This window comes from Nioella sediminis, assembly GCF_001879695.1.
GTDB lineage: Bacteria > Pseudomonadota > Alphaproteobacteria > Rhodobacterales > Rhodobacteraceae > Nioella > Nioella sediminis.
Window position 1 is genome coordinate 205921 of record NZ_MNBL01000041.1, and the last position, 19915, is coordinate 225835.

Sequence of the window (19915 nt, forward strand, 5' to 3'; positions counted from 1 at the left end):
CCCTGACATTCCGGAAGGAACATCACCGTGACGTCATCCTATCTGGCGCAAAGCGCCTATAACCCGGTCCAGTCCGCCGTAAAAACCGCGCGTGGGACCGAACATGCCGCCTTCGAACGGGTCACCGCGCAGCTGTCGCGCGCCAATCGCCCCGAGGCCAGCGTTGCCCAAAAAGCCAGCGCGCTGCATGACAACCGCCGTCTCTGGACTTTGATGGCCGCCAATGTGGCCGACTCCGCCAATGCCCTGCCGAAGGCGCTGCGAGCGCAGATCTTCTACCTCGCCGAATTCACCCTTCAGCACAGCCGCAAGGCCCTGTCCGGCGACGCGTCCCTCGCGCCGCTGATCGACATAAACACCGCCGTAATGCGCGGTTTGCGGGGGGAGGGGCAGGCAGCATGAGCGGTCTTGTCCTCAAACTGTCCCCAAAGGAGCGTGTGCTGATCAACGGTGCCGTCATCGAGAATGGCGACCGCCGGTCGCGCCTGTCCATTGTCACGCCCAATGCCAATATCCTGCGCCTGCGCGATGCCATTCACCCGGAAGAGGTGACCACGCCTGTTCGTCGGGTCTGCTATATCGCGCAGCTCGTTCTGTCGGGCGACGCGGAGGAAGAGGAGGCGAAACTGCAGATCCTGCGCGGGATCGAACAGCTGAGCCAGGTCTTCACCGACCCCGACAGCCGGTCGCAGCTTGCCATTGCCACCGATCAGATCGTGGCGGGCAATGCCTATCAGGCGCTGAAGGCGCTGCGTACCCTTCTGCCGCGCGAAGAGCGGTTGATGGCGGCGCGTCCGCAATGAGCTTCACCCCCGTCATCCCGATGGGGGGATACGCCGGCTGGCGTTTCCTGAACCGCACCATGGAGCAGCAAAGCGCCAGCCTGGCCGCCAGCCCGTCGTTGCAGCGGGATATGGCATATTTCCGGGAAACCATCGGCAGCGTCACCAGCACCGAAGAGCTGGTCAAGGACTACCGGCTGTTGCGCGTGTCGCTGACCGCCTTCGGGCTGCAGGACGACCTGCCCAACAAGTATTTCATCCAGCGAATCCTTGAGGATGGCGTGGTCGAGGAGGACGCGCTGTCCAACCGGCTGGCCGACAAACGCTATCGGGAGTTTTCCGAAGCGTTCGGGTTCGGCACCGGCCTGCCGCCCCTGTCCCGCCTGCCGGGCTTTGCAGACAGGATTCTCGACCGGTTTCAGGCCCAGAGTTTCGAGCAGGCCGTGGGCGAGGTGGATGGTGACATGCGCCTCGCCCTCAACGCGGCGCGCGAACTGCCCGAGCTGGCGGCAGAGGGGGGGAAGAATTCGACCCTGTGGTTCCGGATCATGGGAAATACACCGCTGCGAGAGGTCTTTGAGACTGCGTTTGGCCTGCCGTCTTCGGTTGGCACGCTCGATCTCGACCGGCAGCTCGGCATCTTTCAGGAACGGGCAGAGGACATGCTGGGATCTTCCGATATTGCCCAGTTCACGGATCCCGAACGCATGGATGAGTTGATGCGACAATTCCTCGCCCGCGCGCAGCTTAATCAGGTGCCGGCAACGACCACATCGGCCTCCATTGCCCTTGTGCTGCTTCAGGGTGGGGGCTGATCTGTCGGCGCTCCGGGCTCCAGCACCTCTGCGAGGCGCAGAAACGCATCTGCCGCGCCGGAACTGTCGCTGGCAAGGAAATCATCGAGGCCCGGCCAGACCGAAATTGCCTCGTCGATGGCCGGGTCCGACCCCGCCGAATACAGGCCCGCCTGCAACATCAGCTCGGCGCGGTCATGGACCCCAAGATGACGGCGGGCGGTGGCGATCAGGCGGTTTTCCTCGGCGCTGGCGGCGCGTGGCAGGCTGCGAGAGACGGAGCGCAGCAGGTCCACCGCCGGAAAGCGTCCGCGCTCGGCGATTTCACGGTCGAGCACAACATGGCCGTCCAAAACGCCGCGCAGCGTGTCTGCCACCGGTTCCTCCATATCCGACCCGGCGACCAGCACCGACAGAACGCCCGTGATGTCCCCCTGCCCCGGCCCGCCCGGCCCCGCCCGTTCGCAAAGCGACATGACCGCCTGCGCCATGGACGCGGGGTAGCCGTTCAGCGTGGCAGATTCGCCAGAGGCGACGGCGACTTCCCGGTGTGCCTGCGCGAAGCGAGTCACCGAATCGGCCAGCATCAGCACATGCGCGCCCTGATCGCGGAAGAACTCTGCCACGGCCATCGTCGTCCAGGCCGCGCGCTGGCGGACCAGTGCCGACCGATCCGAGGTAGCGGCAATGACCACGGATCTTGCCAACCCGTCCGGTCCCAGAGTGTCTTGCACGAAATCACGCACCTCGCGCCCGCGCTCGCCGATCAGGCCAATGACAATCACATCCGCCGCGACCCCGCGCGCAAGGCGGGACAGCAGCGTCGATTTGCCCACGCCGCTGCCCGCGAACAACCCTATCCGCTGGCCCTGCACGATCGGCAGCAGCGTGTCGAACACCGACAGTCCCGTTGGCAGTCGCGCACCCAAGGCCCGACGGGACGTGGCGGGGGGGGGATGCGCGCGCAAGGCGCGCGGTGCGGGGCCGGGAAAAAGCGGGCGGCCATCCAGAGGTGCCCCGTCCGGGTCGATCACCCGCCCGATCCAATGCGTCCCCGGTGCAACCGTGACCGGCCCCAGATGACGAACAGGATCGCCAAGGCGCAGCCCATCGACACGGCCCTCCGGCAGAACCTGACAGCGGCCATCGACCATACGCACGATTTCGGCACGTAGCCCACCCGGAAGGACCACAGCATCACCAAGCGCCGCGACACGGTTCAGCCCCTCGATCCAGAGCGAATCCGCCTGAAGCTCGCAGATCTGGCCGAGCGCGTGCACCGGACGCATCTGGCCGATACGGGACAGCAGCGGGTCGAGGAATGTCTGCATGATCCGGGAACCTTCAGTTGGAAAACGGGAACGGCGCTTACGGTTTCTAAAGGAATCATCGTTAAGCCTTGGTGTATCCAATCGAGGGAGAAGCCCCGATGTTCGAGAATTTGGAAATCTTCGGCCTGGCCCAGGCCCGCGCCCGACACGCCGCTGCCCGGCAGACTCAGGTGGCGATGAATGTCGCCAATGCCGATACACCGGGCTACCGCGCCCGCGATGTCGTCGCGTTCGAGGAGGTCTTTCGCACCGCCAATGCAGGACAGGACCCCACCCGCCTACCCATTCGCACCATGGATGCAGGCGGCCCCGAATCCCCCAATGGAAACACCGTCTCGCTGGAGCTGGAGATGGTTCGCTCCGTTCAGGCGCAGCGCGACCACAGCCGCGCGCTTAACGTCTACCGGTCGGCGATGAACGTGCTGCGCACCAGCCTCGGCCGATAAGGAGCGTTTGAGATGAGCTTTTCCACCGCGCTTTCAATTGCCGCAAGCGGCATGCGCAGCCAGGCCAGCCGCATCACCCATGTCTCGGAGAACATCGCCAATGCGGACACGCCCGGATATCGGCGCAAGCTGATCAGTTTCGAACCGGACCGCGCACCGGACGCCACGCCGGGAAGTGTCACGACGGGCCGCGTGCGGCTCGATCAGTCGCCGCTGCCGCAGGTCTATGACCCCGCGCATCCCTTGGCCGATGAGACCGGGCACTATGCCGGGTCCAACGTGGATATGGTCGTTGAAATCGCTGACGCGCGACAGGCGCAGCGCAGTTACGAGGCCAATCTGCGGGTCTTCGATCAGGTCCGGCAGATGTCATCATCGCTCAGCGATCTGTTGCGCCGGTAAGGAGGGCACGGGATGGATATCAGAACCTCACTCGCCGCGCAGGGATACGGGCAGGCCCGCAACGCCGCTCGCCCGACCCCGCAGGATGGCGAGGGCCAGACAGGCGCGGCGGACGTGTTTTCGCAGGCCGTCCGCAGCTTTACCCAGACCGTCCAGCAGGGCGAGGAAACCGCCCGCGCGGCGCTGACCACCGGGGCCGATCCGCATGCATTGGTGACGGCGCTGGCCCAGACCGAACTGGCCGTGGAAACCGCTGTGACCGTCCGTGACAAAGTGGTCGAGGCCTATCAGGAAATCCTGAGGATGCCGGTCTGATGGATGAGATGATCTTCTTCGACACGCTTCGCCAGGGGCTTTGGGTGGCGGTGGCGATCTCGATGCCGATCTTGACTGTGGCGCTCGTGGCGGGTCTGATCGTCGGTCTCTTCCAGGCGCTGACCTCGATCCAGGAAATGACGCTGACCTTCGTGCCGAAACTGGCGGCGATCCTCGCGGTCTTCTGGGTGTCGATGAGCTTCATGACCCAGACCCTGACCACCTATTTCACCGACCGGCTGATCCCGTTGATGGAGGGCATGTGATGGACAGTGCCATGGTGGCCGCCCTGACCCGGCAATCGGGTTTGATGCGCGAAATGCAGGTGGTGGCGAACAATATCGCCAATATCTCGACCTCCGGGTTCCGGGCCGAGGGCGTTGTTTTCGCCGAACATGTGGCCCGGTTGGAGGGTATCTCGGGGGGCGGGCTGTCGATGGCCAATGCCTCGGGCCGGAATATCCGGCTGATGCAGGGCGATATCGAGCCCACGGGCGGCCAGTTCGACTTCGCCATCGAGGGTGACGGGTTCTTCCTACTGCAATCGGCGGAGGGTGAAAGCCTGACCCGTGCGGGCCATTTCACCCCGAATGACGCGGGCGAGCTGGTGAATGCCGACGGTCACCTGCTGCTCGATGCTGGCGGCGCGCCCATTTTCATCCCGCCCGATGCCCGCAACGTGGTGCTGGCCCGCGACGGGACGCTCTCGGCCGATGGCCGCCCGATCACCCAGCTTGGGTTGTGGCAGCCTGACGATCCCAACGATCTGCTCCATCTCGACGGGGTGCGGTTCCGCACGGAAGGCCCGGTTCAGCCGATGCTGGAGGCCACAATCCTGCAAGGCTTCGTCGAAAGCTCCAATGTCGATCCCGTGTCCCAGATCGCCCGCATGATCGAGGTGCAGCGCGCCTACGAGATGGGGCAGGGCTTCCTTGAGAAAGAGGATGAACGGATCCGCAACTTTCTGCGCACTGCCGGTGCTCAGGTCTAACCAGAAGGAGGCCCGCCCATGCGCGCCCTGATGATTGCCGCCACGGGCATGAGTGCCCAACAGATGCGGGTCGAGGTCATTTCCAACAACCTCGCCAACATGAACACCACCGGCTACAACGCCCGCCGCGCCGATTTTGCCGATCTGCACTACCAGCAGCAGATGCGCGCCGGAACGATCTCGGCGGCTGACGGCTCGCTCGTGCCCGCAGGGGTGCAGCTTGGTCTGGGCGTGCGGCCCGCCGCCGTGTCGGTGACGCTCTCGCAGGGCAGTCTCAGCCAGACCGGCGGTGATCTCGATATCGCCATCGAAGGCGAAGGGTTTCTGGAGGTCGAACTGCCCTCTGGCCAGTCCGCCTATACCCGCGACGGCAGCCTTAACCGCACCGGCGACGGGCAGATCGTGACGGCAGAGGGCTTCACCGTCGCGCCTGGTATCACCATCCCCGACGACGCGCGCAGCATCTCGATCAATGCGCAGGGCGAGGTCTATGCCTATTTCGCCGACCGGGTGGAGCCGGAGCTGTTGGGCCAGTTCAACCTCGTGGATTTTTCCAATGCGCGCGGGCTGGAGGCCATGGGCGCGAACCTGTTCCTGGAAACCGCCGCTTCCGGTGCCCCCATCGTGGGCCAACCGGGCGAGGACGGGTTGGGGACGCTCAGGCAGGGCTATCTGGAGGACAGTTCCGTCGATGCGGTGCGCGAAATCACCGATCTGATCGAGGCGCAGCGGGGCTATGAGCTCAATGCCAAGGTCATCACCGCCGCCGACCAGATGCTCGGCGCCACGACCCAGATCCGCTGATATGCGGTGGTTGGCGTTGATCCTGCTGCTCGCCGGACCCGCCGGGGCCGACACGGTCGTGGCCGCTGGCACCATCCGGTCGATGTCGCTGATCGGCCCGTCCGATGTGGTGCTGGTCGAGGGCGACACGCCCGGCGCGCTGTCTGATCCGGTCGAAGCCATCGGCATGGAAGCGCGGGTGAATCTCTACCCTGGCCGTCCGATCCGCGCCATCGACCTGCAGCCGCCCGCCGTCGTTAACCGCAATGAAATCATCACCCTGCAATACAATCAGGGCGGTCTGCTGATCGTGACCGAAGGCCGCGCCATGGACCGCGCGGGTATCGGGGAACGGCTGCGGGTGCTGAACCTGTCGTCGCGCACCACCGTTACGGCCACAGTGGTTTCTGCCGGTCTGGCCGAAGTCTCCTCGGGTTTTTGAAGGAATGAACATGACGTTGCCCCGCCTGATCCTGCTGGTTGTTTTTCTGGCCCCCGTGGCCATTGCGGGCTGTGGTCGCCTGGCGGAAGTGGGGCGGCGGCCCGACTTTCAGCCCACAACCGATGGCAACCAGTACTACGCCATGAGCACCGAGCCCTTACCCGCTGCGCTGGAGGAAGACGGCCCGGTGCGTGGGGCGTCCCTCTGGTCGGGCGGGCGGCAGTCGCTGCTTGGCGACCGGCGGGCCGGTCAGCGCGGGGATATCCTCACCGTTGTGATCGAGATCGACGAAAGCGCCGAGATTTCCAACGCCACCAACCGGTCCCGCAGCGGGTCGGAGCAGATGGGGGTGCCGCAGCTTTTCGGCATTCCGCAACGCATCGACGGGGATTTGCCGGAAGGGGCCTCGATGGCCAACGCGGTCGAGCTGAGCGGTGCAGGGCAATCCGCCGGTCAGGGCAGCGTGCGGAGAAACGAGGCGCTGGCCCTGCGTATCGCCGCGACCGTGGTCGAGGTACTGCCCAATGGCGTGCTGCGCATCGAGGGCGCGCAGGAGGTGCGGGTGAATTTCGAACTGCGCGAGCTGCTGGTGACCGGCTATGTCCGACCCGCTGATATCTCTCGCCAGAACGAAATCACCTATGACCGCATCGCCAATGCCCGGATCTCCTATGGCGGGCGCGGGCAGATCACCGATGTGCAGCAGCCACGCTATGGCCAGCAGATCGCCGATATCGTCCTACCATTCTGAGGCCCTGCCATGATCCGCCTTCTGCTTCCCGTCTTCCTGTTGCTTGTCGGCCTTGGCGGTGGCGTTGTCGCTGGCAAGATGATGTCCGGCGGCGGCGAGGAAACGGCCGCTGACAACCATTCAGAGGATGACGGGCATGGCGGTGACGAGGGGCACGGTGCGGACGAGGAGGACGGACATGGATCCTCCGACGGGCATGGGGAAGAGGCCGACCCAAACAGCCCCTACGAATATGTGCGGCTCAACAACCAGTTCGTCGTGCCGCTGATCCGTCATGGCAGCGTGCGGTCGCTGGTGGTTCTGACCCTGACGATCGAGGTCGAAAGCGGCGAGAACGAGCTGGTCTATGACCGCGAACCGCGCCTGCGCGATGCGCTGCTCAGGGTCATGTTCTCCCATGCCAATGTGGGTGGGTTCGACGGCAGCTTTACGGCGGTGGAATCCATGGCCCCCCTGCGCGAAGGGCTGCGAGAGGCTGCAAGGCAGGTTCTGGGCGCGGTCGCCCATGACGTGCTGATCATGGATATCGTCCGTCAGGACGCCTGAGATTTCAGCTTTTCCAACACCTGCCGCCGCCCTTCCTCATACCGGGCGCGATCCAGCTTGCCCTCCAGCTCGGCCCTGACCCGCGCCTCTTCCCCCCGCAGATCCCGCAACGCGCCATCGCAGTGACGCAGCCACGCGGCATGCGCGCGGGCGGTGGCCGGGTCGGGCGTTTCGGCGGCCATGGCGCGACGGTCGTTCTGGAGATGACGGATGTTCAGCGCCAGCCCATCCGCCGCAGCCCGCGCATTCGCGGCCTCGCCCTTGGCAAGCGTTGCCTTCAGCTCGGCTATCTGGGCGAGCCTGTCGAGCTTGCTGCCCCGGCTCATCTTCGTGCCCGCGCCAGGCCGCGCATCCGGTCGGCAAAGCGGATCGCGGCGGCAACGGCACGGTAGTGGTCGGGGGCGATGCCTTGACCGATTTCCAGCGTGGCAAAAAGTGCCCGTGCCGTCGGCGGATCGCTATAGACCGGAACGCCGTGCTCGGCCGCGACCTCGCGGATACGGGCGGCTACCTCATCCACGCCCTTGGCCACGCAGACCGGCACCTCGCCCGCGTCCCGGTCCCATTTCAGGGCCACGGCGTAGTGGGTCGGGTTCACCACGATCACATCGGCGGCGGGCACGTCCTTCAGCATCTTGTTCATGGCGATCTGCGTGCCCCGTTCGCGCCGCTGCTGTTTCACATGCGGGTCGCCCTCGCGGGTCTTGGTCTCATCCACCAGTTCCTGCCGGCTCATCCGGTGTTTCTTGTGATGGGCCGCGACCTGCCACATGTAGTCTGCCAGCGCGATCACCAGGGCCAGCCCGAAAGCTGCCATCAGGAAATCCATCATCAGCTGCCCAAGCTCGGACAGGATCTGCCCGCTATCTGCGAATAGCGCCGCCAGAATCCGGTCGCGCCGCGACCACAGGACCCAGGCCAGCAGCCCGGAGTAAATGGTCAGCTTGGCGGCAGCCTTGGCGAATTCGAACAGCCCGTTCGCGCCGAACTTGTTTTTTGCGTTCGACAGGATCGAGATACGCGACAGTTTGGGTTGCAGGCGCGAGGGCGTGAAAAGAATGGCCCGCTGCGCGAAAAGCGACAGGATCAGGAGCGCCCCAGGCAGCACAATGACCGCCGCGACCGGGGGCGCGACTGACGACAGGATGCCCCCGGCGGCGGCCTGCCCCTCGGCGGTCAGCAGGGCCTGGGCGATCTCTGGCGCCTGATCGAGCAGCACTGCCAGAGATTGCCCCACTTGTGCCCCAAGCGACGGACCGAGCAGCGCGAGCGCCAGCAGGAACCCGCCATAGACCACGGCGGTGTTCAGGTCCGTTGACCGGACAATCTCGCCCTTTTTGCGGGCCTCTTCCAGCCGCGCCGGTGTCGGGTCATATGGTTTGTCGTCGGGGCTGGTCGTATCGCTCATGGCAGCGGCCCCATGGGATTGGCCAGCGCGGCCTGCATGGCGCGCATCCAGACGGGCAGCAGGAAGGGCGTGGTCAGCAACAACAGTACCAGCCCGCCGAGCGTGATCGCAGGGGCACCGACAAAGGCCACCATCAGCTGCGGCATCGCCTTGTTGATGACCCCGAGCGCAAGGTTGTAGAGCACGGACGCAATCAGAAACGGCGCGGCCAGCGAAAAGGCCAGTGCGAAGGCATGGCCCACACGGTTTACCCCCCAGGCCCCGACATCGCGGGCAAGGGGCATCCGGCCAGCGGGCAGGATGTCATAGCTTTCCATCAACATCCGGGCGACCATCTCATGCAGTCCCGACATGACGGCAAGGGTCAGCCCCGCCAGCAACAGGAACCCCGCGATGGCGGGTTGCGGTTCCGGTGTGGCACCGCCAGCGATCTGCGACAGGGACGTGGCCTGCGCCGCCATCGACCCCGCGATCTGCAGGGCCATGGCGATGAAGCGCACCGACAGACCGATCAGCAACCCGGCGAGGGTTTCGGTCATGATGTACCCCGCATAATCAGCGGATTGTGCGTTGGCCGGAACCAAATCACGCGCAAGCGCCGGGGTCAGCAGCACCGTCATCGCCAGCGCCGCGCCAAGACGGATGCGCATGGGGATGTAGTGTTCCCCGATAGCGGGCAGGACCAGAAAGGCCGCGCCGACCCTGAGGAAGACCAACCCCCCCGCCAGCAGCCAGGCCTGGGCGATGCCGAGGATCTGGGCCAGCATCTCGGTCATGGGGCGGCGACGCCGACAAGGGCGGGTTTGGCCTCCAGCCCGATCTCTTCGAAGGACAGGACCGGGTTCAGGATGCCCCGCGACAGCAGCACCGTGCGCAGAAACCGGCGGCGCAGTGACGAGGTGACGACAGCGGGGTAAGTGCCCTTTTCCCCCGCCGCCGCGATCTTGTCGCCGACGGCTTTGGCCAGTGAATTGAACAGGTCGGGGGTGAGGGCGATCTCGGGCAGGCCGCCTTCTGATTTCACCTCGTGGCGCGCGAAGATATCCTCCCATTGTCCGGCCAGTTGCACCAGCGGCAGGGTGCCGTCGTCGCGTTTGAGTTCCGAGATTAGCTGGAACCCGAGCCGTTGGCGGACATGTTCACAGATCAGATCGGGCTGAGGGGTGGCAGGGCGGATCTCGGCGATGGCCTCCAGGATCAGCGGTAGGTTGCGGATGGACACCTGTTCGGCCAGCAACAGCCGCAGAACCGCGTGCAGCACATCCATCGGCACCTTGTCGGGCACCAACTCGTTCAGCAGCCGGCGATTGGCCTCGGACCGGGTCGGGTCCGACAGTTCCACGAAGGCATCGAGATGGCGTTGCAAGGCCTTGAAGCTGAGCAGCCGAGAGAGGTTTTTCTTCAGCGTTTCCAGCAGATGCGTGGCCAGCACCTCGCCCGGGGCCACGACAGTTGCGCCTTGAAGGGTCGCAGCCTCCCGGTCGCGCGGGGAAATCCAGCGCGCGGGCGCGCCATAGACCGGTTCGGCCACGTCCTGACCGGCGGGCAGGTCGCTTTCGTCGCCCGCTTTCAGCAGCAAAAGCGCCTCCATCTCCAATCTCGCGCGGGCGTGTTCGACCCCGTGAATGCGGATCGAGTAGGTGCCCGGTGGCAGGTCATCGCGGTCGGTCAGACGGATTTCCGGCAGGATCAGACCAAAGCCACGCGCGATGTGTTCGCGCATCGACAATATGCGGGCATCCAGCCCGGTGGCGGGGTCAAGCGCCATCGACACAAGGTCCGGGGCGAACTGGACGTGGATTTCATCGAGTTCCAACAGATCTCCGATCCGGTCGACTGCGGCGGCGGTTTCGGCTGTGTCTGGCGGGGCCTGTGCCTCCGCCTCGACCCGCATCGCGCGCGCACGGAAGACAGCTGCCGTTGCCAGCGCGATGGCCCCCATGACGAAGGGCAGGAAGGGCAGGCCCGGCACGATGGCGAAAACCGCCATGAGCCCGGCCACCGTCGCCAAGGCCGTGGGATGGCGGCCAAGCTGGGTCAGAAGGGCCACATCGGTGGCCCCGGTGGTCCCGCCACGGGCCAGCAGCAGGGCCGAGGCGATGGCGATGATCACGGCGGGGATCTGCGATACCAACCCGTCCCCCACGGTCAGGATCGAGTAGGTTTCAAAGGCCTGACTGAGCGGCATTCCATGAATCGCAACCCCAAAGACCAGCCCCATGCACAGGTTCAGAAGGGTGATGAGCAGCCCCGCAATCGCGTCGCCCTTGACGAATTTCGAGGCCCCGTCGAGCGAGCCGAAAAACGTCGTCTCGGCCTGTTCCCTTTCGCGTCGCGCCTTTGCTTCGGCATGGTCGATGGCGCCTGCGGACATGTCGCTGTCAATGGCCAGTTGGCGACCCGGCATCCCATCCAGCGCAAACCGCGCGCCGACCTCTGCCATGCGGGCCGCGCCCTTGTTGATCACGATGAAATTGACGATGAGCAGCACGCCGAACACCACCAGCCCCATCACCACATTGCCGCCCATGACGAACATGGCGAAGCCTTCGATCACCTCACCCGCCGCGCCAGTGCCGGTGTGGCCGTGGCCGATGATCAGCTTGGTAGACGAGACATTGAGCGACAGACGCAGCATCAGGGATGCAAGCAGCACCGTCGGGAAGGCCGAAAAGTCGAGCGGGCGTTCGATGAACAGCGTCGTGGTGAAGATCAGAATGGCCAGCCCGAAAGACATGGCGAGGCCAATATCCAGCACCCAGGAAGGCACCGGCAGGATCATCATGACAATGACCGCCATCAAAGCGAAGGCAAACAGGATCGTCGGCTGAAACAGGTCTCGAATGCTCATCTCTGGGCCTTTCTGGCCGGATCGAACCCGTATGGATCCCGGACTCTTTGACCCCAACAGCTTTAGGCAGCGAGGGTTACCAAAGCGTTAGTCTGTTGGCCCCCGAGGGTTGGTCTCCAACAGGGCGAGGGCCTCTTGACGAAGGGCGCGGCTTTCCCTCAACAGGGCCACCACGGCCTCTGGCGTGTCAGCGGGGGCTATGGGCGCGACCGCAACGGGATCGGCGGGATCGGCGGGCACCGCACCGGGGTGATCCTGCGCCAGCCGGTCATAGGCGAGGCTCAGCAATTCGCGGTCGCGGGCATGATCGCTGCCGCCCGCAAGGATCAGATCGCGTGCCATCTCGGGTAGCCCGTGATCCAGAAGATACCGCGCCACGCGGCGTCGGAATGCGGGGTTGGGAAAGTAACCGAACTGGCCGAATTCCTCGGAGGTGAGTAGCAGCAAAAGCGGTGCGGTGCGGTCTAGGTCCATCAGGGCCGTGAGGATGTCGGCAAAGACGGGCCGGATCGCCTCGGCATCGCGCTGACCGTTGAGGGCCAGGTGCGACAGCGCCGCGTCGATATTGCCCGCCAGCGCGTGGCCAAGCGCCGCAGCATGGCGCAGCCCTTCCTCTGACAGGGTGGGCGCGGTTTCGCGGATCAGTGCATCGGCGGCCACAAGGTCTGTGGACCGCGCGGCCCCTTGCGTCTCGATCTGGGACATCAGCCGCAGCGTCAGCGCCGGATCGGCGCGGGTGCTGCCGGCATTGGCGGGGATCAGCGCAGCCGCGGGCGGGGCGGGGCTGCCAGGCAGAGCGGCATCGAGAAAGGCCATGTCCTGTGCGGACACGCGCCCACCCCGAACCAGCGCCTCGCGGATCTCCAGCGCCGCGCCTTCGTCATCGGCGGCCAGAAAGGCGCGGGCGAGGTCCGGGCCGACGATATCGCGCAGCGGTGTGGGCAGTTCGAAATACCTCGCCAGTATCTCCAGACGGGTCTCGGCATCGGGGCGGGGCGTGTCCGTGTCGGTCAGGAACAACCACAAGGTCAGAGCCTCGGGGCAAAGCTCATGCTCGGCGAAGCTGCCGAATTGCTCCGCCGCGCCATGTTCGAGATACTGTGCCAGGGCACGCTGAAATCCGGGGGCAGCGCCCCGTTCATTCAGCCAGAACAGCGCCTCGGCCCCGAAGCCGTGCACAAGGTAGAGCTCGGCCAGTTCAAGGGCCGCATCGTCCTGCAGGCTGCCCCGATCGTCGTACAGAAACGCCCGCACCCGTCCGAGCGCATTGAGGAAACTCAACTCGCCCCGCCAGTCAGCGATTGGGCGGGCCGGGGCGGCGAGACAATCGACCGGCGCGCTGGCGATCAACCGGTCCGGCCAGAGACCGGTATTGAGATCATAAGCGGTGGCCGCAACGATCGGCGGCGTGGCCTGCGGTGCCGGTTCGGGATGGGGATCCGGGGTTTCCGGCCGATCTTCTTGCCCGGCACCTTGCGGGGTCGCAGATTCCGGCTCTGACTCGGCGACCTGTGGCCGCGGTTGAGGGCGCGACACAGGGTCGGCGGCGGACAGGGGTTCTGCCGGGGCGGCGTCCAGCAGACCGGCGGCGGCGGCCCGGGCCAGTTGTTCGGCCATGATCGCCGCGGCTTCCTCCATGTCGAAGGTCGGGGCAAGCGGGTCAGGCTCTGCCACTGGCTCGGCCAGCGGGGTCAGGGCCGGGGGCGGGTCATGGGCGGTGTCCGGGACGGGCAGATCAACGGGAGGCTCCGGCTCGGCAGGTGGCTGGTAGGGCGTGTCGGTGATGTCGATGACCGCGTAGCGCCCCTGAAAGCGGGATATTTCAACAGTGCAATCGCAGCCAAGTTCCAGCATCAGCCCGTCTTCGACCTGCAGACCGGCAACCCGGTCGCGCGTGATCAGCGTGTATACGCCCGAGAGGTCGAAACCCGGAACGGCGGGGGAAAACGCGATATGCAGGTCGCGCCCGTCGCGGGTGATCTGCCAGTCCCGGTCCGGGCCGATGGCGGCGACCAGCCGGGTGAACCCGTCATGGTCGCCCGACTGCACCCGAATACCCTGCGCCCCTGCGGCACCTGCCCAGATCAGACAGCAGAGGGTAAGCGCCAGCCGGATCATGCTGCCGCCTGCCTCAGACCCTTCAGCGCTTCCTCCAGATCGTTGAAGGAGGGGCGGATATGCGAAGGCGTGTTCTGGCGGCCGACCTCGATGCAGATATTGGTGGCGTGGTTGTGCAGGTTCGCAACCAGTACCTCGCGGATCAGGCCATAGAAATGCATGTCCTCCTCGACCACCGCCTTCACCTTGGCAGCAAAGGGTCCAACCAGACCATAGGCCAGAAACACGCCCAGAAACGTGCCGACCAGAGCGCCGCCGATCAGCTTGCCGAGGATTTCCGGCGGCTGGTCGATCGAACCCATGGTCTTGATCACCCCCAGAACCGCCGCGACGATGCCAAGCGCGGGCAGCCCGTCAGCGACGGTTTGCAGAGCGTGGCTGGAATGCAGCGCATGGTGCAGATTGGCCTCCATCCGCTTTTCCAGCACGTCCTCCACCTGATGGGGGTCGTCATAGTTGAGCGACGCGGATCGCAATGTGTCGCAGATCAGGTCGACCGCTTCCCGGTCCTTCAGAATCTTGGGGTAATTGCCAAAGATCGAGGACTCGGCGGGGTTCTCGGTGTGCTCCTCCAGCGCGACGGCGTTTTCACGACCAAGGCGGATCAGTTCATAAAGCAGGCAGAGCAGGTCCTGGTAGTCCGAGTGTTTCCATTTCGGTCCTTTGAAGACCTTGCCGAGATCCTTGAGCGTGTGTTTCACACCTGCGAAATCGTTCGAGATAATGAACGCACCTACGGCCGCGCCACCGATCATGGTCATCTCGTAGGGTAGCGAATACAGGATGATGTCGAGATGCCCGCCAGAGGCGAGATATCCGCCGAAGACCATGGCGAAGATGACGACAATACCTAGGATACCAACCATTCCAGACCTCTATGAGTTCAAGGGGTGCCCGGCGCTGCTGAGGCAGAGACCGGGGCCGAGGCGTTGCGCGTGGCTATGAGGACCGAGATCGTGTAGGCGACGCCGGGGTCAAGTTCGGCCAAAACACCGGCTGCGGCATCGGCCTGCATCCGGCCCAGGAACCCGGCGGCAAAACCCGGATCCATCTGCGAAAACAGGGCGGCGGCATCGGCGGCATCCATTGTCTCATAGACCTGGGTCAGTCGGGCCAGATCGGATTCCGCCGCCGTGTCGGACAGGGCCAGAAGGGATTCCAGCCGCTCTTCCGTCGCCTCCAGGGCGGCAAGCTGTGCAGCGACCGAGGCTTCCATCTCGCTTAGTGCGCGGGCCCGTTCGGCAAGGCTTTCCTCGCGGGCATCGAGCCGTTCCGCCCGCCCCTCAACCCGCGACAGCGCCTGTTCCAGCGCCGTATTGGCTACGCACTGCCCCTCGGGCTCGTTCATCATGCCTGCATGTAGTTCCGGTTCTTCATGGTCCGGGGCAGGATCATCCGCCGATACGGAGGCGCTGGCAAAGCCGATGGCCCCGAGCCTGAAGAGACCCGACAGGATGAACAGCGCGATCACGCCAAACAGGCTGAAACGGTGCCAGATGCGGCGGGGTTTTCTCTTGCTGCGTGCCATGGATCAGCCCGCCCCGGCCAGCCGTGAGCGATTTTTCAGGAAGAAGGGAACCGGCGGGTTTTCATCCTCGCCTTGCGCATGCCGACGCCGCGTTCCGAAAACCGGCGTGTCGTCATCGGATCCGCTGTCGCACCCGGTCATCGCCGGTGTCGTGTCAGCCGTTCTGGGCGTCGCGTGATCGAGGTCATGGCAGGCTGACAGCATCAGCTCCAGCTCCTCCGCCAGTTGCCGCGCTTCGCGGTTCAGCGCGTCAAGCCGCCCGGCGGAGCTTTCGGTACCCGTCTTCATCTCGGCCAGGGCCTTGTTCATGTCGTCGACCTGGGCCGACAGAACGGCAATCGCGCCACCCAGACCGTTGTCGATACTGGACAGTCGCGTCAGCCTGCGTGACAGGACAAGGCAGAAAACAGCCGCGCCGAGCGAGGCGAGGATCAGCAGCGCATCGGCCGCGTAGGCCATGATCTGGGGCAAAGTCTCCATTCAGTTCACCACGAATTGGGTTACGAGAAGATCGCGGACCAGCACATCGCCAGTCACGATCTGAATTCGGCGCAGAAGTTGCGCACGGATCCGTACCAAGGTGCGCGGATCGCTCAGTTCCTGCATGTCGAGCACGCGCAGATAGCTGTTCATCACGTCCATGACGCGGGGCATCAGATGGGTCACTTCCGCGGTGTCGTCGGGGGCGATTTCCAGCTCAGCTTCGAACAGCAGGTGGCGCTGATTGGTGTCGGATCCAATATTGACCACCAGCTGATCCAGTGGAACGAAAGCCACATGATCCAGCTCTGGCCGCGGGCGTTCCGACGGGCTGTCGTCACCTTCCTCATCCTCATCGCCATGGCTGTCATCTTCCGCCGCTGCATGGTCCGAATCGCTGGTGCCGTCAGAGGCAAGCGGACCGCTGGTCACCGCCCAGTAGCCACCTGCGCCACCGGCACCGGCCAGCACGAGCCCCACCAGAAGCGGCAGCAAAAGGCCCTTTTTCTTCTTGTGCGCTTCCTCTGTTTCCGGGTCGTCGCTGGCCACGTTCTGTACCTCATGCCGTCTTGGGACAGGAGGAACATAAACCGAACAGCACTAACCAAATCTTAAGCGAGCTGCGCTTTGATCGGCCCTGTCAGGTCAGAACGACCAGAAGGAGAAAACACAGGTGCAGCAGCTCTTTGATCTATGGGGCGCGATGGACGCCCGGCGGCGCGGGGTGCTGATCGGGGGGCTTGCAGGGCTGGTCACGATCCTGTTTTTGCTGACCAGGATGGCGGGAACGCCAAGTTATGCGTTGCTCTATTCCGGGCTCGATCCATCCGCCGCGGGCGAGGTGATAACCGCGTTGGAGGCTCGCGGGATCGCCTATCAGGTGCGCGGCGATTCGATCCATGTGGACGAAACCGAACGCGACGCCCTGCGCATGAGCCTTGCAGGCGAGGGTCTGCCGGCGCTTGGGGCTGCGGGATACGAACTGCTTGATTCGCTGTCCGGTTTCGGCACCACGTCACAGATGTTCGACGCTGCCTATTGGCGCGCCAAGGAAGGTGAACTGGCCCGTACCATCGCCGCCAGCCCCCGTATCAGGTCCGCCCGCGTGCACCTGGCTGCCCCGACCAGCGACCCCTTCGCCCCGGCGCGCGACCCGTCCGCATCGGTCAGCATCCAGCCCGTGTCGGGCGGCATTTCCTCGGGCCACGCTCAGGCGCTGCGCTATCTGGTGGCCTCTGCCGTTCCGGGGCTGCTGCCGGAAAACGTGACGATCATCGATTCGGATACCGGCCGGGTTCTGGCAAATGACGATGCACAATCCTCGGCGGGGGACAGCAATGCCCTGTCAGAAACCCTGCGCCGTAACGTGGAACGCCTGCTGAATGCCCGCGTCGGCCCCGGAAACGCCGTGGTCGAGGTCAGCGTGGAGCTGGAAACCGCCCGCCAGACGGTGTTCGAGCGGATCATCGACCCCGACAGCCGCGTGGTGATCGGCACGGATTCGGAAGAAAGCGCCAACACCTCGCGCAATGCCGGGGACGCCGCCGTGACCGTCGCCTCGAACCTGCCTGAAGGCGATGCTGCGGCGGGTGGCGGCGGGTCTTCGGCGCAGACCAGCGAAACCCGCGAGAGAGTGACCTACGACATTTCCGAAACGCAGCGGGAAACCGAAAGCGGGCCGGGAACGGTGCGGCGGATCACGGTGGCGGTACTGGTGAATGCGGTTCCGGTCGTGGGGCCCGACGGTGTGGTCCAGCAGCAGCCGCGCGACGCGGCAGAACTGCAATCTCTGCGCGACCTTGTGCAATCCGCCGTGGGCTTTGACGAAGCACGCGGCGACGTCGTGACCCTGCAATCCATGGTATTCGAGCCGCAGGGCGAGGCCCTCGGAACAGAAGACGGCGGCGCCTCTCTTCTGTCGCGTCTTGATCCGATGCGGATCCTGCAACTGGTTGCCCTTGTCGGTGTGGCGCTGGCCGTGGCCTTCGGCGTCCTGCGCCCGGCGATGCGGACAGCACCAGAAATGGAGGGGCCGCCACCATTGGCCGAACTGCCAGCGGTCAGCCCTCAAGCTGCTGGCCCCCGGTCCGTCCCTGGCATTCTGCCGCCATCTGATCCCGCCACTCGCCCCGTGGACGAGAACCTGGATGCAGATGCAGCGGCCCCATCCAATGGATCAGAGGGCGACGCGCCCGACACGCTCCCCTCACCTGAAGTGCTCGCGATGGAAGAGGCCCCCGACCCGGTCGCGCGCCTGCGCCGCCTGATCGAGGAGCGGGAGGAGGAGACGATTCAGATCCTGCGGTCCTGGATGGAAGAAGATGAGGAACTGACATGACATATCACGCCCTGTCGCTGGAGGATTTCACGGCCTCCCCCCGCACGAGCGATGCTGCATTGTCGGATGCAGATGCGGAATCCATCCGGTTGGACGCCTACGAGGCCGGGTACAAATCCGGCTGGGACGATGCCAATTCCGAAACAGCGGCCTCCGACCACAGAATCGCTGCCGATCTGGAACGCAACCTGACCGATCTGCGGTTCACCTACGAAGAAGCGTGCGCGGAGGTTTTGCAGGGCATGTCCGGGCTGATGACCTCGATCCTGACCAGCTTCCTTCCGAAGCTGGCCGCCGATGCCGTGCTGCCGCGCGTGTCCGATCAGATCGACGCGATGATCGCCGCAACCGGGTCGGGCAACTGCCGGCTGCAAGCGGCGCCCGCAACCTGCAAGCAGCTCGACTGGCTGGCGGAAAAATACATGGAAACAGAGATGCAGATCATCCCCGAACCCGCATATCCCGATGGCCGGGTGACGCTGCATTTTGCCAGCGAAGTCAGCGAAATAGACCTTACGGACCTGCTGTCCAGCATGTCGGAGGCAATTCGAGATTTCACCATGTCCCCATCCCCCGAACAGGAGCGTCGCCATGGCTGATACCAACCCCCAGGATCAGGGTCCTCAGGGGTCCGGCATATCCGGCAAGCTGCGCAGCGTCCCGGTCGAAGTCCGGGTTACGGTCGGTCGTGCTCGGCCGTCGGTTTCCGAACTCCTTGCGCTCGGACAAGAGGATGTTCTGCCGCTGGATCGCCGCATAGAAGACCCGGTGGAGCTGTTCATCGGCGACCGGCTGGTCGCCTGCGGCGAACTGGTCGAGGCGGAGGATGGCGGGCTTGGCGTGCGCATCACCGAACTGGTCGATGGCGGCAATGGCTGAGCTCTTGCGCCGACGGCTGGTGCTGGCCGGAATACTGGCGGTATTGCTGGCCGTTCCCGCGGCGGCCCAGGACATAACCATCGACATGGGCGATGCCGACACGCTGACCGCGCGCACGTTGCAGATCATTGCACTGGTCACGGTGCTCAGCCTCGCGCCGGGCCTTGCGGTGATGATCACCTGCTTTCCCTTCGTGGTGACCGTCCTGTCGATCCTGCGACAAGCCATCGGGTTGCAGCAATCTCCCCCCAATATGCTGATCGTGAGCCTTGCGCTGTTCCTGACCTATTTCGTGATGGCCCCCACGTTCGAGGCCGCCTATCAGGCCGGGATCGGGCCCGTGATGGACGGCCAGCTGGAGCTCATGGACGGTTTGGCCCGCGCCTATGAGCCATTTCGCAGTTTCATGATGCTGCGCGTGGACCCCGAGACGCTGCAAAGCCTGTCCTCCCTGCGCGAAATCCCCGAGGGCGATGATCCGGGCGCCTCAGTCCTGATTCCGTCCTTCATGCTGAGCGAGGTGGAACGCGCCTTTCAGATCGGGTTTCTCGTGTTCCTGCCCTTCCTGATCATCGATCTCGTCGTCGCCGCGATCCTGATGTCGATGGGGATGATGATGGTCCCGCCCGCAATCGTATCGCTGCCCTTCAAGCTGGCCTTCTTCGTGGTGGCAGATGGGTGGGCGCTGGTGACGGGCGCCCTTGTGCGCAGCTATTTTTGAAGGAGAATC

26 protein-coding genes are annotated in these 19915 nt (G+C 64.8%); 16 read left to right on the forward strand and 10 right to left on the reverse strand.

What is annotated here, in order from left to right:
- The first annotated feature begins 27 nt into the window (after window positions 1–27).
- Genes flaF through BKY26_RS06110 form a run of 3 tightly spaced genes read left to right on the forward strand, consistent with a single transcriptional unit; the run spans window position 28 to window position 1597 of the window.
- Window positions 28–402 carry a flagellar biosynthesis regulator FlaF gene (gene flaF / locus BKY26_RS06100; protein WP_071689503.1) on the forward strand — a complete coding sequence of 125 codons (375 nt, stop codon included), beginning with the start codon at window positions 28–30 and terminating at the stop codon, window positions 400–402.
- Complete coding sequence (gene flbT / locus BKY26_RS06105; RefSeq protein ID WP_071689504.1) at window positions 399–803, forward strand: flagellar biosynthesis repressor FlbT; 405 nt, start codon at window positions 399–401, stop codon at window positions 801–803. The genes flaF and flbT overlap by 4 nt, the downstream gene beginning before the upstream one ends.
- Window positions 800–1597 carry a DUF1217 domain-containing protein gene (locus BKY26_RS06110; protein WP_071689505.1) on the forward strand — a complete coding sequence of 266 codons (798 nt, stop codon included), beginning with the start codon at window positions 800–802 and terminating at the stop codon, window positions 1595–1597. The genes flbT and BKY26_RS06110 overlap by 4 nt, the downstream gene beginning before the upstream one ends.
- Here BKY26_RS06110 and BKY26_RS06115 read toward each other — a convergent pair.
- Complete coding sequence (locus BKY26_RS06115; RefSeq protein WP_071689506.1) at window positions 1582–2907, reverse strand: FliI/YscN family ATPase; 1326 nt, start codon at window positions 2905–2907, stop codon at window positions 1582–1584. The genes BKY26_RS06110 and BKY26_RS06115 overlap by 16 nt on opposite strands.
- A 98-nt stretch (window positions 2908–3005) precedes the next feature.
- Between BKY26_RS06115 and BKY26_RS06120 the strand changes: the two genes are divergently transcribed.
- The 9 genes from BKY26_RS06120 to BKY26_RS06160 are packed head-to-tail and all read left to right on the forward strand — an operon-like array spanning window position 3006 to window position 7583.
- Window positions 3006–3353 carry a FlgB family protein gene (locus tag BKY26_RS06120; RefSeq protein WP_071689507.1) on the forward strand — a complete coding sequence of 116 codons (348 nt, stop codon included), beginning with the start codon at window positions 3006–3008 and terminating at the stop codon, window positions 3351–3353.
- A gap of 12 nt (window positions 3354–3365) precedes the next feature.
- A complete protein-coding gene (flgC, locus tag BKY26_RS06125) occupies window positions 3366–3755 on the forward strand; it encodes a flagellar basal body rod protein FlgC (protein WP_071689508.1) in 390 nt (129 codons plus the stop codon).
- Between the two features lie 12 nt (window positions 3756–3767).
- Window positions 3768–4070 (forward strand): flagellar hook-basal body complex protein FliE, encoded by a 303-nt coding sequence (fliE, locus tag BKY26_RS06130; protein WP_071689509.1) that lies wholly within the window; start codon window positions 3768–3770, stop codon window positions 4068–4070.
- Window positions 4070–4336, forward strand: a complete 267-nt coding sequence (locus BKY26_RS06135) for a flagellar biosynthetic protein FliQ (protein WP_425434467.1) — start codon at window positions 4070–4072, stop codon at window positions 4334–4336. Before fliE ends, BKY26_RS06135 begins: the two co-directional genes overlap by 1 nt.
- Complete coding sequence (locus tag BKY26_RS06140) at window positions 4336–5061, forward strand: flagellar hook-basal body complex protein (RefSeq protein ID WP_071689511.1); 726 nt, start codon at window positions 4336–4338, stop codon at window positions 5059–5061. Before BKY26_RS06135 ends, BKY26_RS06140 begins: the two co-directional genes overlap by 1 nt.
- A gap of 18 nt (window positions 5062–5079) precedes the next feature.
- On the forward strand, window positions 5080–5865 hold the full coding sequence (flgG, locus tag BKY26_RS06145; RefSeq protein ID WP_071689512.1) for a flagellar basal-body rod protein FlgG: 786 nt from the start codon (window positions 5080–5082) through the stop codon (window positions 5863–5865).
- A 16-nt stretch (window positions 5866–5881) separates the two neighbouring features.
- On the forward strand, window positions 5882–6286 hold the full coding sequence (gene flgA / locus BKY26_RS06150) for a flagellar basal body P-ring formation chaperone FlgA (RefSeq protein ID WP_342714892.1): 405 nt from the start codon (window positions 5882–5884) through the stop codon (window positions 6284–6286).
- 16 nt (window positions 6287–6302) lie between these two features.
- Window positions 6303–7037 carry a flagellar basal body L-ring protein FlgH gene (gene flgH / locus BKY26_RS06155; protein WP_425434468.1) on the forward strand — a complete coding sequence of 245 codons (735 nt, stop codon included), beginning with the start codon at window positions 6303–6305 and terminating at the stop codon, window positions 7035–7037.
- 9 nt (window positions 7038–7046) lie between these two features.
- On the forward strand, window positions 7047–7583 hold the full coding sequence (locus tag BKY26_RS06160; RefSeq protein WP_071689514.1) for a flagellar basal body-associated FliL family protein: 537 nt from the start codon (window positions 7047–7049) through the stop codon (window positions 7581–7583).
- On the opposite strand, the gene BKY26_RS06165 is transcribed toward BKY26_RS06160, so the two are convergent.
- From BKY26_RS06165 to BKY26_RS06205, 9 genes are all read right to left on the reverse strand, one after another.
- Window positions 7571–7909 carry a hypothetical protein gene (locus tag BKY26_RS06165; RefSeq protein WP_071689515.1) on the reverse strand — a complete coding sequence of 113 codons (339 nt, stop codon included), beginning with the start codon at window positions 7907–7909 and terminating at the stop codon, window positions 7571–7573. The two genes, BKY26_RS06160 and BKY26_RS06165, sit on opposite strands and share 13 nt — an antisense overlap.
- A complete protein-coding gene (gene flhB / locus BKY26_RS06170) occupies window positions 7906–8991 on the reverse strand; it encodes a flagellar type III secretion system protein FlhB (protein WP_071689516.1) in 1086 nt (361 codons plus the stop codon). Before flhB ends, BKY26_RS06165 begins: the two co-directional genes overlap by 4 nt.
- Window positions 8988–9767, reverse strand: coding sequence for a flagellar biosynthetic protein FliR (locus BKY26_RS06175; protein ID WP_131541782.1), 780 nt, complete (start codon window positions 9765–9767; stop codon window positions 8988–8990). Before BKY26_RS06175 ends, flhB begins: the two co-directional genes overlap by 4 nt.
- Window positions 9764–11842 carry a flagellar biosynthesis protein FlhA gene (gene flhA / locus BKY26_RS06180; protein WP_071689517.1) on the reverse strand — a complete coding sequence of 693 codons (2079 nt, stop codon included), beginning with the start codon at window positions 11840–11842 and terminating at the stop codon, window positions 9764–9766. Before flhA ends, BKY26_RS06175 begins: the two co-directional genes overlap by 4 nt.
- 87 nt (window positions 11843–11929) lie before the next feature.
- Window positions 11930–13960, reverse strand: a complete 2031-nt coding sequence (locus BKY26_RS06185; protein ID WP_071689518.1) for a hypothetical protein — start codon at window positions 13958–13960, stop codon at window positions 11930–11932.
- Window positions 13957–14826 (reverse strand): flagellar motor stator protein MotA, encoded by an 870-nt coding sequence (gene motA, locus BKY26_RS06190; protein ID WP_071689519.1) that lies wholly within the window; start codon window positions 14824–14826, stop codon window positions 13957–13959. The genes BKY26_RS06185 and motA overlap by 4 nt, the downstream gene beginning before the upstream one ends.
- Window positions 14827–14843: 17 nt before the next feature.
- The gene (locus BKY26_RS06195) at window positions 14844–15488 is read right to left on the reverse strand and encodes a MotE family protein (protein ID WP_071689520.1); all 645 of its coding nucleotides are present in this window, start codon (window positions 15486–15488) and stop codon (window positions 14844–14846) included.
- A gap of 3 nt (window positions 15489–15491) precedes the next feature.
- Window positions 15492–15968, reverse strand: coding sequence for a DUF6468 domain-containing protein (locus BKY26_RS06200; RefSeq protein WP_071689521.1), 477 nt, complete (start codon window positions 15966–15968; stop codon window positions 15492–15494).
- Entirely contained in the window at window positions 15969–16517 is a 549-nt protein-coding gene (locus tag BKY26_RS06205; RefSeq protein WP_071689522.1) for a flagellar basal body-associated FliL family protein, read from the reverse strand.
- A 124-nt stretch (window positions 16518–16641) separates the two neighbouring features.
- On the opposite strand from BKY26_RS06205, the gene fliF reads away from it, so the two are divergent.
- The 4 genes from fliF to fliP are packed head-to-tail and all read left to right on the forward strand — an operon-like array spanning window position 16642 to window position 19906.
- A complete protein-coding gene (gene fliF / locus BKY26_RS06210) occupies window positions 16642–18306 on the forward strand; it encodes a flagellar basal-body MS-ring/collar protein FliF (protein ID WP_227434949.1) in 1665 nt (554 codons plus the stop codon).
- Window positions 18303–18905 carry a PX domain-containing protein gene (locus tag BKY26_RS06215; RefSeq protein WP_071689524.1) on the forward strand — a complete coding sequence of 201 codons (603 nt, stop codon included), beginning with the start codon at window positions 18303–18305 and terminating at the stop codon, window positions 18903–18905. Before fliF ends, BKY26_RS06215 begins: the two co-directional genes overlap by 4 nt.
- Window positions 18898–19185, forward strand: coding sequence for a FliM/FliN family flagellar motor switch protein (locus BKY26_RS06220; RefSeq protein ID WP_071689525.1), 288 nt, complete (start codon window positions 18898–18900; stop codon window positions 19183–19185). The genes BKY26_RS06215 and BKY26_RS06220 overlap by 8 nt, the downstream gene beginning before the upstream one ends.
- Window positions 19178–19906, forward strand: a complete 729-nt coding sequence (fliP, locus tag BKY26_RS06225; RefSeq protein ID WP_193600173.1) for a flagellar type III secretion system pore protein FliP — start codon at window positions 19178–19180, stop codon at window positions 19904–19906. The genes BKY26_RS06220 and fliP overlap by 8 nt, the downstream gene beginning before the upstream one ends.
- Window positions 19907–19915: the final 9 nt, after the last annotated feature.